The organism is Lysinibacillus sp. Ag94 (assembly GCF_023242215.1).
GTDB lineage: Bacteria > Bacillota > Bacilli > Bacillales_A > Planococcaceae > Lysinibacillus.
Window position 1 is genome coordinate 268,358 of the sequence record NZ_CP096780.1, and the last position, 17,090, is coordinate 285,447.

11 protein-coding genes and 3 pseudogenes are annotated in these 17,090 nt (G+C 33.0%); all 14 read left to right on the top strand.

The genetic code is table 11. The features are described from left to right. Positions 1 to 18: 18 nt before the first annotated feature. The 14 genes and pseudogenes from MY533_RS01250 to MY533_RS01310 all read left to right on the top strand — a co-directional run bounded on the left by MY533_RS01250 (position 19) and on the right by MY533_RS01310 (position 16,946). Positions 19 to 3,801 carry a DEAD/DEAH box helicase gene (locus tag MY533_RS01250; RefSeq protein ID WP_248717719.1) on the top strand — a complete coding sequence of 1,261 codons (3,783 nt, stop codon included), beginning with the start codon at positions 19 to 21 and terminating at the stop codon, positions 3,799 to 3,801. Between the two features lies 1 nt (position 3,802). Further along, positions 3,803 to 4,561 (top strand): hypothetical protein, encoded by a 759-nt coding sequence (locus MY533_RS01255; protein WP_248717720.1) that lies wholly within the window; start codon positions 3,803 to 3,805, stop codon positions 4,559 to 4,561. 204 nt (positions 4,562 to 4,765) lie between these two features. Then, positions 4,766 to 5,839, top strand: a complete 1,074-nt coding sequence (locus MY533_RS01260; RefSeq protein ID WP_248717721.1) for a glycosyltransferase — start codon at positions 4,766 to 4,768, stop codon at positions 5,837 to 5,839. 413 nt (positions 5,840 to 6,252) lie between these two features. Beyond that, positions 6,253 to 6,519 carry a hypothetical protein gene (locus MY533_RS01265; RefSeq protein WP_132360138.1) on the top strand — a complete coding sequence of 89 codons (267 nt, stop codon included), beginning with the start codon at positions 6,253 to 6,255 and terminating at the stop codon, positions 6,517 to 6,519. Between the two features lie 160 nt (positions 6,520 to 6,679). Further along, positions 6,680 to 7,072 (top strand): hypothetical protein, encoded by a 393-nt coding sequence (locus MY533_RS01270; RefSeq protein ID WP_248717722.1) that lies wholly within the window; start codon positions 6,680 to 6,682, stop codon positions 7,070 to 7,072. Positions 7,073 to 7,372: 300 nt separating this feature from the next. Continuing rightward, a pseudogene (locus MY533_RS01275) lies at positions 7,373 to 7,693 on the top strand (toprim domain-containing protein); the annotation flags it as partial. Between the two features lie 409 nt (positions 7,694 to 8,102). After that, a pseudogene (locus MY533_RS01280) lies at positions 8,103 to 8,591 on the top strand (transposase). Between the two features lie 579 nt (positions 8,592 to 9,170). Further along, positions 9,171 to 9,314, top strand: a pseudogene (locus tag MY533_RS22260) (hypothetical protein); the annotation flags it as partial. 627 nt (positions 9,315 to 9,941) lie between these two features. Beyond that, positions 9,942 to 11,027: a SagB/ThcOx family dehydrogenase gene (locus tag MY533_RS01285; protein WP_248717723.1), complete on the top strand. Its 1,086-nt coding sequence runs from the start codon at positions 9,942 to 9,944 to the stop codon at positions 11,025 to 11,027. An 11-nt stretch (positions 11,028 to 11,038) separates the two neighbouring features. Next, the gene (locus MY533_RS01290; RefSeq protein WP_248717724.1) at positions 11,039 to 12,109 is read left to right on the top strand and encodes a SagB/ThcOx family dehydrogenase; all 1,071 of its coding nucleotides are present in this window, start codon (positions 11,039 to 11,041) and stop codon (positions 12,107 to 12,109) included. 2 nt (positions 12,110 to 12,111) lie between these two features. Beyond that, positions 12,112 to 13,041, top strand: coding sequence for a SagB/ThcOx family dehydrogenase (locus MY533_RS01295; protein ID WP_248717725.1), 930 nt, complete (start codon positions 12,112 to 12,114; stop codon positions 13,039 to 13,041). Next, the gene (locus tag MY533_RS01300; protein WP_248717726.1) at positions 13,031 to 14,548 is read left to right on the top strand and encodes a YcaO-like family protein; all 1,518 of its coding nucleotides are present in this window, start codon (positions 13,031 to 13,033) and stop codon (positions 14,546 to 14,548) included. The genes MY533_RS01295 and MY533_RS01300 overlap by 11 nt, the downstream gene beginning before the upstream one ends. Before the next feature lie 866 nt (positions 14,549 to 15,414). Then, positions 15,415 to 16,407 carry an MFS transporter gene (locus tag MY533_RS01305; RefSeq protein ID WP_371873287.1) on the top strand — a complete coding sequence of 331 codons (993 nt, stop codon included), beginning with the start codon at positions 15,415 to 15,417 and terminating at the stop codon, positions 16,405 to 16,407. A gap of 53 nt (positions 16,408 to 16,460) precedes the next feature. Further along, the gene (locus MY533_RS01310; protein ID WP_248717727.1) at positions 16,461 to 16,946 is read left to right on the top strand and encodes a GNAT family N-acetyltransferase; all 486 of its coding nucleotides are present in this window, start codon (positions 16,461 to 16,463) and stop codon (positions 16,944 to 16,946) included. The last annotated feature ends 144 nt before the right edge of the window (positions 16,947 to 17,090 follow it).

The window sequence follows — 17,090 nt, forward strand, 5'->3', positions numbered from 1 at the left end:
CGGAAGGGAGGGCTGCTCATGCAGGACATCGCTATACTAGAAAAACAACGCTGTAGTCTAATATTGACGAATAAGGCGAAGGAAGCGGTAGAGGAATGCTCAGCAAACGAGCATGCCTTTTTTGCCTTACAAAAAACATTCACCGTCTATATCGAAAAGCGCAAAGCAAAAACAGTTGGTGAAACATTTTTATCGATTTATTTTAATGCGGAGCAAAATGAAAAGTTAACCGACGTCATTGCTGAGAAAACAGCCATTATGGATTGTGTGCTAAAGGTTGAAGGATTGCTAGCTACAAATATTCGTTTTGTACATATGCGAGGCCCAATCAATACGAACCGACGCTTACCAGCAGCATTAGAATTTGTGACAAGACCTAATAATGGAGCAGGGATTCCGCTTGATCTTCATACAAAAATAAGAGCGCTACCGATAGCTGAGGAACGCACAGAATACGTGAAAAAGCGTATATCAAGCTGGGAAGGCTATTTAAAAATTCAAGAACGCGATGCGACCATTGATGATATTCATACAGAGTTTAAGCAAAGCTATTTTAACGAAGATTTTACTAGGCTGACAATTGTCTGCCCTTATATAAAATCGAAGGAATGGAAGAAGCTTGAAGGGTTAAGTGTGAGCATTCAAGGGGTACGCGGTGAAATTGGACAAGTATTGAAGGCGAATGCAGGAAAGCAGACAATAGAAATTGACTTAAAGCCTTTTGTGCAGGATTTAGCACGTAAGGATCAACTTAACCTTCGTTCAAAGCAAGCGAGCTTTAGTAATTTTGCGACATTGAGTCAAATTAGACGATTACGCAATGGTTTTACAAAACTAGAAAAAGGCGAGGCAGTTAACCCTAATTTAGAGACAATACTATTTGAAAAACGCCCAACTGTCCGAGCATCCAAGCTTCGAGAGGATATTGTTTTTCACAATAATTTAAACGAATATCAAAGACGGGCTGTGTTAGGAGCATTGTCTGTTGAAGATTTGTATGTGATTCAAGGACCACCTGGCACAGGTAAGACAACTGTTATTTCTGAAATTTGTCAGCAAAATGTTAAGGCGGGCTTAAAAACACTCGTAGCTTCCCAATCAAATCTCGCCGTTGATAATGCTTTAGGACGACTTCTTTCCAATCAAGAAATTCGAATTTTACGTTACGGTAGAACGGAAAGCATAGAAGAAGAGGGTAAAAAGTTTATTGAGGAAAATGTTGCGCTTCATTGGCGTGAGCAAACTCTCGTAGCGATTGAAGAGGAAATAACAGCTTTTACAGAACGTGAGCAAGAACTAAAATCAAGTATTATCAAGGCTGAAGAAGAGCTAGCAAAGCTTGAGGCGTGGCTTGAGGAGTTAACAAAGGAAATAGCTGCAAAACAGCAGGCCGCAATAGATGAGCCAATTTTACAGCAGGAAATACAAGCGTTAAAGAAAGAATTAAAGGCAGCAAAAGCTGAACAACAGGAGAATGAGGCACATAAAGAGCATTACGAAAAACAGCTGGCGCAAATCGAGCCTGCTGTAAAGTCGCTTGAGCAAACCCTTGCTGAAAGCCCATCTATAGAGCAGCTGAAGCTTACTATAGAAGAAACTACTCAAAAAATTGAGCAATTGGAAGCAGCTGCTCAATATAAGGAGCTGCAAGAGCAAAAGCAGCATTTAGCACTGCAGTTCAAAGATATCCAATCGAAATATGAAGAGGAAAATAATCGTCTTCAATTAATGAAGGAAGCCGAACAATATATTAGTAATTTAACGTCCTATGAGCGAATTGAACGATTTTTACAGCACTATCACATTCGCCCATCCTATGTGCTGTCACAGCAGATTAGCCGTTTGCAACATTTAGAGGATGCCAAAGATTTAGAGGCGTGGGCAACCATCAATTCACGTCTACAAAAAGCGATCGCAAAGCTTGAACCGTTAGTATCCGATGAAGAAAAAGAACGTGCCCTTGCTAAAAGTAGAGTGCAGCAAGTTCAATCGTTTTCATTGCAAAACCTAACAGGTGTTTTTGCACAGCTCAATACAGCCTTTCAAGATGATCAAACACCACCTGCCGAGCAAATTGAGCGTTTCTTGCTCGGATTATATATGCGTCGTGATTTTGTCTGGCAAAAGGGTGTAGCTCTTAAACAACAACAAGATCATAAAGATCGGGAGTTTGAGTCCTTGCGTAAAGGTATTGCAGGCCTATTACATCAAGAATGCGCCATTACTAGCTTTGACGTCCAAAGCTTGCAACGACAATTGCAGCCATTTTTACAGCATACAGAACGACTTCAGCAGTTAGCTGAGGCATTCCAAATTGATGCTGAGCCAGAAGAGTCTGTAGAACATTTAAAAATGCTCGTATCACAATCGAAATCTTCACTTCAAACAGCACGTCAACAACTTGAGGCAGTGGAGCACGCTAATTCACAGCTCCTACCAAAGAAAGCGGCACTTCAAACAGCGCAGACGAACTTACAAGAGATTGAACTACAGCTAACACAATTAGAAGAAAATATAAAAGAAATTAATATAGCTGGATTGAAGAAGGAGAAGCAGCTTACAGCATGCACAAGGCTTCTACAATCAACACCAGAGCGCACTTCCGAGGAAGTAGTGGAAGCAATTGCATCCTCGAAAACAGCAATAGTGGAATTACAGCGCAAGGAACAGCAACTACCTCTTCGCAAAAAATTACAAGAGCAATGGCGTGACAAGCTACAAAATGCTACTGAATACGATTTAGATGAAATTCGTAAATTATATGTGCGTCATGCGAATGTGATCGGTACAACATGCGTTGCTTCGGCAAGTAAGGAGTTTATGGAGAATTACCCGACATTTGATGTTGTTATTATTGATGAAGTTTCGAAGGCAACACCACCAGAGCTATTATTGCCAATGCTTAAAGGTAAAAAAGTTATTTTAGTAGGCGATCATCATCAGCTACCTCCACTACTTGGAGATGATACGTTGGAAGAAACGTTAAAGGCGATGCTCGATGAAAATCCAAACTTTGACGGCGCACAGGAGTTGAAAAATTTACTGCGTGAATCACTGTTTGAACGTTTATTTAATAATTTACCGCAAACACATAAGCAAATGCTGGCATTGCAGTATCGAATGCATGAAAAAATTATGCACAGTATTACACCGTTTTACGCGAAAGAGGAAAACGGTCTGCAATGTGGTTTACCAGATTCGGATGCAGCACGAGACCATTGCCTAGAAGGCCAATTTGTGAACCGAGATGATCATTTGCTATGGATTGATATTCCAACTGAAAAACCTTATCTAGAGGAGCAGGTAAAGGGCGGAACGAGTCGTTATAACGAGGGTGAATTACAAACAATTCGTCGTATTTTAATAGATATGAACAAGGCTGTTATTGAAGCTAAAACGGCTGGCCACATGCCTCAAGATGCACAAAAAAGTGTTGGGGTAATTAGTTTCTATGGGGAGCAAGTTAAGAAAATTAATCGCCTTCTACAACAGGAATTACAGCTACCACATCTTCAATTTAGAACCGGGACAGTCGATAAGTTCCAAGGTATGGAGATGGATGTCATATTAGTGAGTATGGTACGTAATACGCCTAAAGGGGGAGACGTTGGCTTTGCAAGAGATTATCGTCGTTTAAACGTTGCCTTATCTCGTGCTCGAGAACTATTATTACTTGTCGGAAGTGCTGAGATGTTTGCCAAACGAGCGAAGCATCCAGATACACGAGAAATGTATAGCAATCTGTTAGAGACCGTGAAATCCTATAACGGCTTGCGTAATCATGAAGGACAGGTGAAGTAGATTGTCAAAATTACAGCAGCGCTTAATGCGTGAACTTCAGCAAAATCGAAATATTAAAATCGTCAAAACCGATGAATGGTGCATCCCGATTCGAACAGTAGAAGTGACCTATGAGCCAGTTCGTCGTTCTACTATGGATGTCTTGATGACAATGCTGTTAATGAGCATACAGGAAGCGGATTTTGCAAACGCACAAGAATTAAGTGAGCTATTACTAGTTGATCCGTTATTTATTGAGGATTTAGTATCGTTAATGTCCCGAGTAAGTCTTATTGAGCAAACGGAAGACTTCTATAGATTAACCGCTAAAGGACAGCAGCAGCTGGAACGTGGCATCTTCGAAGAGGAGCTAGATGTGGAGATGGCTACCCTTTACTACAGTCCATGCCATCTTGCATTTCTTGCTGTCGACGGGGACAATATAGAAGAATATGATGACCTACCAGAATTATATCGCTATGTGGATGAAGAGGCTGAGAAGCAGGAGCAATTCGAAGAAGCAATGTTAATAGAAGCGCTACAGCAAGAGGATGAAGAAAAAGCTGAAGCTGGAGCCTCTCAAAAAATAATTTCCAAAATTGTTGAAACAGACGCTAAACAAATCAATGATATCCCATGCCTTGAATTTGTCCTTCACGATAAAGAACAAGATATTTTGTTCGTTCGAGTATGGAATGCACTGTTAAACCAATGGGATTCGCACCTAGAACAGCAGCTTTCAGAAAAAGAACAACAAAAGTGGCGTGAAAAGTACTTATAAGATAAAAAACGAACGTGTGCAGCGTTCGTTTTTTGATGGATAAGTTGGGCGATAAATACAAAAATTTAGGTGACAAATTAAATAATTTAGGTGATAAATACAAAAATTTAGGTGACAAATTAAATAATTTAGGTGATTAAATGGTAAATAGCCTCGTTAAATTTTTAAGCTTGCATATATTATTACAAAAAAAGGAGGGGACCGATGTTTACGATTAGTTTATGTATGATTGTTAAAAATGAAGAATGTACTATTGAAAGATGCCTAGACTCCGTGCAACATTTAGTGGATGAAATCAATATTATTGATACAGGCTCAACTGATCGTACAAAAAATATCGTCCGGAACTATACCTCACGAATTTTCGACTTTACTTGGTGCGATGACTTTGCCAAAGCTCGCAACTTTTCCTTTCAACAAGCGACGAAAGATTTTATTTTATGGCTTGATGCTGATGACGTGATCACAACAGAACATCAGCAAAAGTTTCTTCAACTTAAACAATCTCTTTTTCATCCTAATGTCGATGCTGTGTCCATGGATTATTTTGTAACGCTGGATGCTGATGGCTATGTAGAATCAAGTGAAAAAAGATTTCGTCTCGTAAAACGTGCGCGTAATTTTCAGTGGCAGGGTGCCGTCCATGAATATTTAGATGTAACAGGCCAGCTCTATCATAGCGATATAGCAATTACACATTTACCAAGAAAAAGTGATATTCATCGCAATATTACTATTTATGAGCGTTTAAAGAAAGAAGGGCACCCATTTTCAGCTAGAGAAACTTTTCATTACGCAAATGAGCTTAAATTCCACAAGCGATTTATAGAAGCAATCAATCATTATAATATTTTCCTAGATTCCACAAAAGGCTCAGCTGATGATCAAATTCAAGCTTGCTTAAATTTAGCGGATTGCTACCAACAGCTACATGACTCAAAACAAGCAACACAAACTATTTTACAGTCATTATTATATGATCGACCAAGACCAGAAACATGCTGCCGAATCGGTCATTTTTTTATGGAACAATCGAAAAATAAAGAGGCTATTTACTGGTATTCGCAAGCATTACAGCAACCTATAGAGCAGACAATGGCTATACACAAGCACGCTTATTCCACGTGGCTTCCACATTTACAGCTAAGCTTGTTATACAATCGCTTACGCCTCTATGAAAATGCATATCAGCATAATGAAGAAGCACGTAAATTTAAGCCAAAAGATCAGCGCATACTAGACAACCGAAAGTTCTTGTTAAGTCAGTTAAAGAAATAAGGCCGTCATGGAAAAGGAACATCAATAAAATTAATATATATACCGTAACCAATTAACATCGATACAAAAACGACAATTGTCATACAAATCACATTCCGAGGTCTGAAAGTTCGAGCATCCATTCATTCATCCCCTTTCGATTTTGTGAACATTCTGTTAACTCAGCATATGTTTTGAGCGTTTGAGTATGCAGTCCATTTTCGATATTTTTATTTGAAGCATAGAAAAAGAGCAAATTCACAATTAACGTGAATTTGCTCTTTAAATTGTTGCTCTTCAACTAACGGTGTAGTGTAGCCCAATAAGCAATAATGGATTCTATAGATTTTAAATGGTGAAATTAGTTAAAATTGGAACCGACATTCACTTCTTTCGTCCTTATAGTAATTATAGAATTAAGGAGGGGGTAAGCGATGCTCAGTAAAAAAGGGATATTATCAACATTATTTTCTGTAGTAGGACTTATTTGTGTAGCATGTTTTTATTACTTTCAACTTAATACTGCTTGGCTATTCTTTGTTGGGGCTATTATGTTCGTCATAGGAATAATATTTAGTGTTCAGAGCTTTAAAAAAAGAGAAAAAGGAATTTGGAAGTATTCCCCTATGGTTGTTTTTGGGATTTATGTCATTGGCGTTTCATTGTCAATTTTACTACTTGTGTTTATGGGCGAAACTTGAACTACTCCCACTTATACAAGTGGGGTTTTCTGTCAGAAACTATTTTTGAGGACCGTTGAGTACATAGGCTGCTCTTTCTTATTAAATTAACTGTGCAGGGGTGTTCAAAGTATTAAAGTTTACGTGAAAGATTAAAGAAATATTATTTAGGAGGAGAACAGTGAAATTATATAAAATCTTAGGTCCAGTATTTCTTTTTTCAGTATTGATTTTAAGTGCTTGTTCAGGTGATGGGGAAAAATATAATTTTAATGGAGAAGGTAACAATTGGGTTGTTAAGTATGAAACTGAAGTGACTAAAGAAAGAGAATTAGGAGAATATACAATTGAATATATTGGAAAAGAACCGGCTCCTGAAGTATTCGCATATAAAATAAAGAGTGCATCGCTTGATATTGGTATTGCTGAAGACACTTTTAACGAAGAAAATAATATACATTCCGGTAATGTCGAATGTACAGGTTGTGAAGTTTATACAACTGAAAATGAGAAGATTGAGGCCAAATTGGAGTGGAACGGAAAATCGGAAATTATTAAATTGGTCAGTAAATAATAGTGAAAATTAAAGCTTTCTTTTTCTACGACGGGTGCTTTAGTTAAAATTTACGAAATATCAAACCAAAATACAGAGTTGATTCTACACATTTTGTAGATTTACTCTTTTTTTATGTTTTAAAAGCAATAATCTTTTAGAAAACAGCCTTAAATTATTCGTCTCCCCAGCTCTGTGAGGAACTTGATCATTTCCCCCTTGTTTCTCATGCAATGACTATTAGAGATAGCTCTAACCAATTTCTACCCCGAACTTATGGTATATTAGACAGTACATAGTTAGTAAAGGAGTACGGGAATTATGGTTAAAAGTGTAGTTATTGCTGAAAAACCTTCAGTGGCACGTGATATTGCAAATGTCTTGAAATGTAATAAAAAGGGGAACGGATTTTTAGAAGGTGACAAATATATAGTTACTTGGGCATTAGGACACTTAGTGACGTTAGCGGATCCAGAAGCCTACGATAATAAATATAAAACATGGAATTTGGACGACCTTCCAATGTTGCCAGAACGAATGAAGCTAGTCGTGATGAAACAAACAGGTAAGCAATATAATGCAGTTAAATCACAATTAACTCGTAATGATGTCAATGAAATCATTGTGGCTACTGATACGGGAGTATCTCTATAAAAACGGCATGCACATAAAACCTAAATATTATAAAAGATTTTCATTTCAATACTATCTTGCATTTTAAAATTGCACATAATTATTTTTATGATTTGCACATAAATAAAAGCCTACCAAAAAAAGTTGCTCCCATTTGATAAGCTCTTAAATTTATTAAAATCTAGATAAAATTCTTTCTTTATAAAATGGTGGTGGCAGATGACGGCTATGCGAGTGAACAAAATTATTTAAAAAAAAGGAAGAACGAGCAGGAGAACCACAATTCCGGCTAGTCGCTCCATATAATACCTATTTAAAAGAGCAAAAGCATTTGTTTAAAAATGATCAGAAAAACGTGAAAAAATGGTTGTATCTTGAAGAAGGTGACTGCTTCATTTGTTCGAACTAACAACTTGTCGTGTTTAAGAAGTATCTAAAAAAGAAAACAAGGGATGAATTGGTCCAAGACTACAAAATTTTTGAGTGTGAAGACTGTAGTGATTGTCCATCCAAATCTGAGTGTACAAAAGTAAAAGTCAATCGCCAAGTACTTTGAAATTCAATTTATGAAGAAATGAAAGCGAAAGCAGCTCTTGAGGGCGAGCAACTTTCAAAACTTTATGCACAATGTAAAGTAGATGTTGAAAGAGTGTTCGGAAATCTCAAGGGTAGTTTGTCGTTCATGCGATTTCTATTGCGTGGTCTATTAAAGACCCGAACGGAATTCGGATTGATTGCCATGGCACATATTTTAAGGAAGTTGACGGGCAAACGCTATGCCAATTCCTTAAACATCAAAATGGATTCGGAAAACTACTCGTTTACCAAATCCATTTTTATTTGGGCTTTTTGGACGGCCCCAGCAAAAATTGATCTCTTTAAACAAAGCATTAAAAAAAACTATTGACTGGGGTAAGAAAGAAGCTGGGACAAAAGGTTTTTAGCTGTTGAAAAACCCGAACTATATTACGAAATACCATTTAGTGTTTCATAATAGTTCGGGTTTTCTATTTATATTGCGTTATTAATTTGAAAATTATCCGTATGAAAGAAAATATCCACAGAGTGAAATGCATTGTGTTTTTTCATTCAATCAAAGTTTCTACTGAATCCATGAAAAATTCTAGTGGAATATTAGAAATGTAAAGGGAGTTTATTATTGAATTTATTTTATTTAGGTTCATCACAAAAACTTGTGGTTGATTTTCTATAAATTTTCACCATGGTTATGCTTGGCATCACGGATGGATTGAGATGATGATTCCACGTCACAGTCGTGTGACTTGTGATCTCACGTTTACCTATGACTTTGATTTAGGGATTGTACAAGCGTCATTTTCTTTGTTTCGTAGAGAGCTTGTCAAGTCGTTCTATTGTGAATATGAACTACCCTATACGACTGTTGAGTTTTTGGTATTACCTGTATGTGTCTGATCAATTAACAGAAGTAATAGCTACAGCTACTGCTATCTGAGTTGATGATTTTGCCTTGCGCAAAAGGCATAACTATGCGACCAGTGTTTTAAATGCCGACACAGGGCGTATTTTGGCGATTGTTCCTCAACGAAATCAAGACCAGAATGGTTTAAACTGTATCAATTTCATCTGTTTGGTGCCGTTTATTAAATAGCAAAACATTAATAACACGTGAAAAAACATTGCTGTATATCATTGTTAAAATCGCTATCAAATAGCATGATGGAAGGCGCGAATAATTAAACTCATCAAAAGACGTGGTTTTGGCTATAGAAAATGAAGATCGTTTTTTCCTTCGTTTGCGTTTAGAAACATGTCGCTAATTTTGTCACCCACGACTTTTGGTGATGAACCAAAATATAGAAGAAAAATAGAAATTACGAGGAAGCTAGCCTTCAGCCGAAACGTACTGAAATCATATTTTTCGAGGGGCTAATTTACCGCGGGTGTTCAAAAGGAGTTTTCTCATGAAATAGCGCCACTAAATCTAAAAATCCGGTTTGTTAACAGTGTTGTTATTTCAACGCGACGCTAGTGAAAAAACAATATAACTATAATCAATATAATTATAATGTTTACAAAATTTGAAATTTATAGTATATTCAGTTTGGGAGGTGACATTTATGACAAAAAAAGTAAAAATTAAAATTACTGAAGTTAAAGTTACTAACGCGGCTCGTCGCCAAGGTTGTGTTACTGGTACTGGTAAGTAAATATTTGGAAATAGGAGTTATCTTTAAAGATAACTCCTATTATTCAATGTTAAGGAGGAGCTTTTAATATGAATTTGTTACTACAAAAAAAAGAATTGATAAAAACTAGTCATTTTACTTATATTTATAGTTCTGAAAAATCTCAAACCGCTTATCTAATTGCCAATGCTGTCTCGAAAAAAAGTATTGAAGGTAATGAATTAATAATTAAGATACTTGATTTTTTAAATGACTATAGATTAATAGAAGAAGTTTATGATTATTGCATCCAAGAACTAAATATTATAAAAGAGGATGTAAGTGAATTATTGAATTACCTTAAGGTACACAATTTTATCGTTGAACAAGGGAATATAAAAGAAGAAAAAGCTAAGAGATGGATCGAAAATAATTGGGGAAATAGCTTACTTTACCATGAATTCACATATGATTACCCAGTTTTAGATTATTCAACAGCTGAAGCATATGTAAGAGATCAAGATGCTATGAGGGAGTATAAAAAAATAGAAGATGAACCAAAGATTTATAAAACATTTGAGAATTTCATTAAAGAAATAAAATTACCACCTCCATCTCAAATAGACATGTCTTATGAAGATTCTTTAGTAAACATTTCATCATGTAATAAAAATATAGATTTATACAAACTTAGCTCAATTTTATATTATACATATGGTGAAGTGAATAAAATTAAATTTCCTGTAACGCAGGCACTTCTTCGTAGAACTAGTCCATCTGGAGGGGCAAGGCATCCTTCTGAATGCTATTTAGTTATTTTTAATATTGAAGGATTAGAGCCAGGATTATATCATTATTCGGTTAAAAGTCATTCTTTAATATTTTTGAAAAAAGGTGATTTTACTGAATTTTGCAATAAAAATTGTTATGGATTAGTTGACTATAAAGAAGACCCAAAAGTCGTATTTTTACATACTTCAATTTTTGAAAGAAATTGGTGGAGGTATCGTGAGCCTAAAACATATAAAGTAATATTTTATGATTTTGGGCATATTTTGTATAATTTCAGAATAGTAACAAATTCGTTGAATCTTTCTACCTATACTATTGGTTCTGGTTTAAATGATTCAAAAATAGAGGAATTTTTAAATATTGATGGATTTATAGAAGGAATAATCTACTATACAGCAATTTAGGGGGAAAAACAGTGGATACAATATATTATAAAAATGAACTTTTGTATGCAACTTTTCTTGATAATCCTTTATTAGTAAATTTGCATAATAATAAAAAATACGAAACTAATATAGATGTTATTTTCTCTGTGTTAAATTTTTTAGAGACTCCTAACAACAAAGAAAACATTGTAGTTTTTTTACAAGCAGAATTTCAACTATCCGAAGAAATCTCAAATGAATTAGTAAAAAAATTAGTAGAAAATGATTTAATAATCAGTCAAAAGAGTGATGTATATAAAAGAAAAATATCGTGGAAGGAAATGGATTGGGAGCCTTCTATTATACATTATACAGAATCAAGAAATATTAACTTTGAAGATATAGGGGGAGAAGAGGATTATAGTAAAAAACAAAAAGAGTACAAAAGTTTATTAGAGGTAAGTAGTTCACCTGAATTTTATAAAAAATATAATACGAAATACATTAAACTTCCGGATATAAAAAATAAAATGGACGTCTCTATTTCAGAAGTTCTATTAAATAGAAAAACTTCTAGAGTATTTAAAGATAAACCTTTATCTATTGAAGATTTAAGTTATATTTTATTTTACGGAACGTTTCAGGCCAGAGAATTAAGAAAATATGTATCAAGTAATATCGAACAAGATCAAGCCCTTTTTACAAATTCGCTTTTTTCTTCAAATGAATTATATTTAATGATTTCAAATGTTAGAGGTGTAGAAAAAGGAATTTATCATTATGATATGGAGTTACATGGATTGCACCAATTAAAAACAAATATTGATACATCAGATATTGGATATTATTGCTATGGTCAACCAGAAATGAAAAATGCAGCAGTGGTACTATTTATCTCTGCTGAATATGAAAAGTATATGTGGAGATATAGGCATGAAAGAGCTTATCGTAATTTACTTATGGATGTTTCACAATTAGCTCAAAGTATAATACTGGCTACTACTTCTAATGGAAAAAAGTCATTTTTAACGCCGGCTCTTAGAGATACCGAATTGGTAGATTTATTTGATTTAGTTCCATTAAAAGAGGATATACGATACTTAGTAGCGATAGGTGAATAGCAATGGAAGTGAATGGGCCATTATATATGCTTGAAGCTTCATTAAAAATTATTCATCTGACTAACACTTTAATACTTGAAAATGATTTTTATAGGATTGAATTAGAAGAGTTTCCTTCAGAGCAAGTTTCTTATTTACTTGAATTGAAAGATCGACCTAAAGAAATAGAACAAATAAAAAATCGAATTTCAAATGAAGTTGTTCAAACTTTTATTACACATAATTTATTGTTAAAATTAGGGAATTCTAATTTTTCAGCCTATTTTCATAGGAGAACATCTATGGGAATAAATCATTTTCCTTGGATAATTAATAAAAAAGAGCAAAAAATATTAGTTAATTATAAAAAATACAATTTAATTAAATATCCAACTTTCATATCTGAAAGAAAATCTTATAGAGATTTCTCTAATAATGGTTGTCTTTTAAGAGAAAATGAGTTAATAAAAATTTTAGCGTATGCTTATGGATTTATCCGCGATGGGAAAAGTAGGACTGTAGCATCCGCGGGTGGATGCTATCCTTTAGAAATCTTTATTGGGCTTCAAAATATGACCGGGTTTGAAAAAGGGATATACTCAATTAATTTCCATGATTTGGATTTACAATATATTTCCAATGTCCGGGATTTTAAAGAATTTTTTGTTGGAGAGGACATTAACTATGATAATGTTTCCTGCTTTGTATTTATTTGTTATAATCCGCAATTAAATCAGCAAAAATATGGAGACAGAGGTTATCGTTTTGCACTTATTGAGGCAGGAATGATTGCACAAAATATTGCTTATTGTGTAAATGATTTAGACATAGAGATGATTAACCTAGGGAGTTACATCGAAAGCAAAATTGAAGATAATCTTTTAAACTTTAATAAAGAAAAAAAATGGATAATCCATTGTATTGCGGTAGGTGGACGTTCTAATGTTCTATAAAAAAGACTTAATTGAAAATATCTACAAAACATTTGTTATAAAAAATAATGAAGTTTTAGAAATACACACAGACGAAGATGATATCTGTTCAAATGATTGTATAACATTAGTCTCTTTTCTAAATGTTGTTATTTCTTACAAAAGGGATGCCGATATACCGTTCTGTCCTTCATGTTTAATCTATTATTTACTGGATGAAAGAGAACTAATAGATTTTATTGAAAAATATAATGAAGATGCAATCAATTACTATAAACCAGAAATTAAACAAATAGTATCTATAGTAAATGAAAATTTATATGAAGATAATTTGCTTATAATTGACAGTGAAAGTTACTCTTTTAAAGTTATAGAAGGAGAAAATTTTATTAAACACTTTTTATGTAAGTGTAATTCACAAAAAAAAATTGGAGAAGATAATAGTATAAATTTTAATAGTTTAAAAAGTCCAATAGGCGTAATTCGCAATATTGACCATATTAACCTTTCAATTAAAGCGGTATTTAAAAATTATTTTTTTGAAGATCATTTTGTGTTCTTTTCTTACTATTATCATCCATTGAGTTTAATAAATAAAAATTACTTTCCAATTGATATGTCAATTGGGATTGATATGAATGAAGAAATTGCGAAAACAAAAGCTATTATGGAAAGTTTAGAGAGATTCTGCGTATTTCTCCCTGTTAAAAAGAATAATAATGAAAAGTTTAATTTAAACGCGATGTGTATACAAGAAGGAGAAAACTATTCTTTTAATAAAGGTAACTCAAATGGTGTTGCTGCACATACAACTATTAATGATGCAAAAACTAGTGCGTTATGTGAAATTTTAGAGAGAGATGCTGTAATGAAATCTTGGATTAACAAAAATAATATATATTTAATAAATCAAAGTTCACTACCAAGCAGATTTAAAAAATATATTTCAGATTTAAGAAAAAGTGGTTATAATGTTTCAATTGTATATTTGGATAATAAGTACAATATTAATTGTTTTCTAGTTATTATTTCTAACCGAAATATTTTGAATAAAGAAATGCCTTATATAAAAACGGGTATTGGCAGTGATTTTTCCGACAAGGAAGTCGCATTGGATAAAGCATTTGGAGAGTTACTAATAGGTCTTTATTTTGATTTGAAAGATCTTAATTGGAACCACCATCCAGCCAAAAATGGGTTAGATTTTCATATCGATTTTTATAACAGCTCGGAAAATCATCAAGAAAAATTTAACATGGTCAAACACTATTTTATACAACCTAAAAACAAAATTATAAATTGGGACTTCGAAAATCAAAATATCCTTAATGAATTAAATAAAGAGGATATAGAGTATATAAACATAAAACCAACTTATTTAGAACAATATAATTTTCAAGTAGTAAGAGCATTTTTAAATGGGGTTTTACCTTTGTATTATAAAGGAGCGGAAGACACGTGGATTAATGAATATTTTACAATTGAACAATCTAATTATTTGAAAAAACACCCTCACCCATTTCCTTAATGGAGCATTTTTATTAGAGGGATTTTTGGTAACTTGAAAAAAAGCTCCTCTAATATGTTGCTTGAGTATCAAAGACCATTGACTCAATCAGGACTATCTTATGAAATCTAAGACGAACCATAAAATTAATCAAGCGTTCTAAAGGTTCTAGATATTTAAATGCCCTACAAAAATCGTTGATTAGATCACTTTTTCCATGATTTTAACAGGGTATTTAAAAGCTTCAGAAAAATGGCAATGGTGTTTCAAAATAATCCAGCTATCAATGGATATAAAGGGGAGATCCCCAGAAGAACTACTCTTTTTATATCGCCGAGTAGATGGGGTGAAATCCCCACATCTGCCAAAGGGAAAACAATTAGTAGAAGTTTCTCTGCCTTATTGCATAGATTGAATGAAGGAATGTATGAGTAAGTAGACTCCTAGAGACATGGGAGGGTTCATCATCATAAGCTGTGCGAAGATCCACAAGTGAATCGACAGACCGTACTAGATCAGGAATATAATTACTGATTAATGGTCAGTTTTTAGCAAAGCGTTCGAGCTGATTGTGAGAAAAATAAATAATTGTGAAATAAAGATAGATGTATGTGTTAAGAATATTTTAAAAACTTAAAAGTTACGTGAGCCATTGAAATATCAATATTTATGGAGGGAGGTAGTAAGATAATATTACTTGGGAATATATCCAAATATAATGTAGATATAAGAAAACTTTTATATATATTTTTTTCAATGAGTTTTGCTAATAGAATTGGTGAATTTGGAGTTTTGTTTTTTTTGTGGTTTTGTATTGATTCAGCAAAAATAATAGGTGTTTTAATATTGTTAGATAGTATAGTAAGTATTTCAAAATATCTCGACTCATGGAAAAATCTAAAATTGTTAAGTTATCTTATGTTATGCGAATTATTACATACACATGTTTTTTTATCTTTTTTTCATCGGGTTCTTCTGAATATTGGATACTGGGATTGATAATGACTATTCATTCTTTATCTGATGCCTTTTTAGATCCAATTATTTATAGTACAGTTTCTCAAATAGCTAAAAAAGATGAATATATAGGCGTAAACTCCATAATTTCATTAATTGATAATATTTCCCTTTTTATTAGTCCACTTCTTGGCTCTCTTTTAATAAGTATTAATTCTGGAGGAAATGCGTATCTATTTATTGTAGTATTATTAGTGTTATTAATTGGATTAATAAATATTTTAAAATGGAAAAATTTTATTCCACATCAATATGATGGTTTAAATCGAAATGTTTTTTTTAAAAATATGATAGATTTATTTAAAAACAAAACGATTTTATTCCTGATGGGTGCTTTTTTAATATTTAATTTTACTATGATTCCATTATTAAATATACTATACCCCGCCCTAATTGTTCATGAAAAGAATCTCTCAGCTACCATATTAGCGTTCTATGAAGTAACTTTTAGTTTGGGATTAATTATATTATCGGTAAGTCAAATTTTTGTTAAAACTGGAGTAAATAAAAGTAAATTTTTTATTGTGTTTTCATTTTTACTATGTTCTATTGGGATGTTACTAATAGGGTTATCACAATACTTAATTATCGGTGCTATTGGTAGTTTAGTAATAGGGTGTTCTCTTTCACTATTGAGAATCCATAACAATAGTTTTTTTCAAAGTACTATTCCAAAAGAGAAACAAAGCGATTTTTTTGCAATAAGAGGAGTAATACTAAATTCGGTTTCTCCATTTTCAATAGCTGCAATATCAATGGTTATTGCTATTCTTGGCCCACAGTTTGTAATAATTATTATATCAATTATTTTGTTTATATTAGGATTGTTATTATTTATATCATTTAAGATAAATATTGATTAGTACTTTTTGTTTGAAAAAGTAGATAAATTAAGTTTTTTGAAGGAGATGTAAGCATGGATTTACTTATTAGAAGGATGAAACAAGAAGATATTAGCAGGATTACTAAAATTGCCAGAGAAAGTTGGCATGAAACATATGATGGTATTATTCCTAGAACTATTCAAGATAACTTTTTAGCTCAGGCTTATAATGAAAAAATATTAGAAAAAAGATATCAACGAACACCTTTTTATGTTGCGGAATTGAAAAAAGAAATTGTTGGTTTTGCAAACTATTCTAATATTAATAACGATGGAAGTACTGAATTATCAGCAATTTATCTTCATCCTCAATATAAAAGTCAAGGGATTGGTTCAAAACTTCTAGATAAAGGTATACAAGACTTAAAGCCGGAATTGATATTTGTAAATGTTGAAACTGAGAATGTGATTGGGAAAAATTTTTACATTGCAAAGGGGTTTCAAATAGTTGATGAATTTGATGAAGATTTTGATGGGCATGTTCTTAAAACAACTCGAATGGTTTTAAAAATACAGTAAAAAATTGCAACTATGCTTCGGTCTAGTAAAAAGGAGGTAAGATAAAAACTGTAGATAAAAATATCTGAAAATTCAATTAGATAGATTATTTCGTATATTTTACTTGAAAAAAATGGTATTTTATATTAAAATATGTAATAAGGA

Bases quoted from the DNA above. Each gene is read 5' to 3' on its own strand.
- MY533_RS01250 (WP_248717719.1), top strand. From the start codon at position 19: ATGCAGGACATCGCTATACTAGAAAAACAACGCTGTAGTCTAATATTG.
- MY533_RS01260 (WP_248717721.1), top strand. From the start codon at position 4,766: ATGTTTACGATTAGTTTATGTATGATTGTTAAAAATGAAGAATGTACT.
- MY533_RS01265 (WP_132360138.1), top strand. From the start codon at position 6,253: ATGCTCAGTAAAAAAGGGATATTATCAACATTATTTTCTGTAGTAGGA.
- MY533_RS01285 (WP_248717723.1), top strand. From the start codon at position 9,942: ATGAATTTGTTACTACAAAAAAAAGAATTGATAAAAACTAGTCATTTT.
- MY533_RS01295 (WP_248717725.1), top strand. From the start codon at position 12,112: ATGGAAGTGAATGGGCCATTATATATGCTTGAAGCTTCATTAAAAATT.
- MY533_RS01300 (WP_248717726.1), top strand. From the start codon at position 13,031: ATGTTCTATAAAAAAGACTTAATTGAAAATATCTACAAAACATTTGTT.
- MY533_RS01305 (WP_371873287.1), top strand. From the start codon at position 15,415: ATGGAAAAATCTAAAATTGTTAAGTTATCTTATGTTATGCGAATTATT.
- MY533_RS01310 (WP_248717727.1), top strand. From the start codon at position 16,461: ATGGATTTACTTATTAGAAGGATGAAACAAGAAGATATTAGCAGGATT.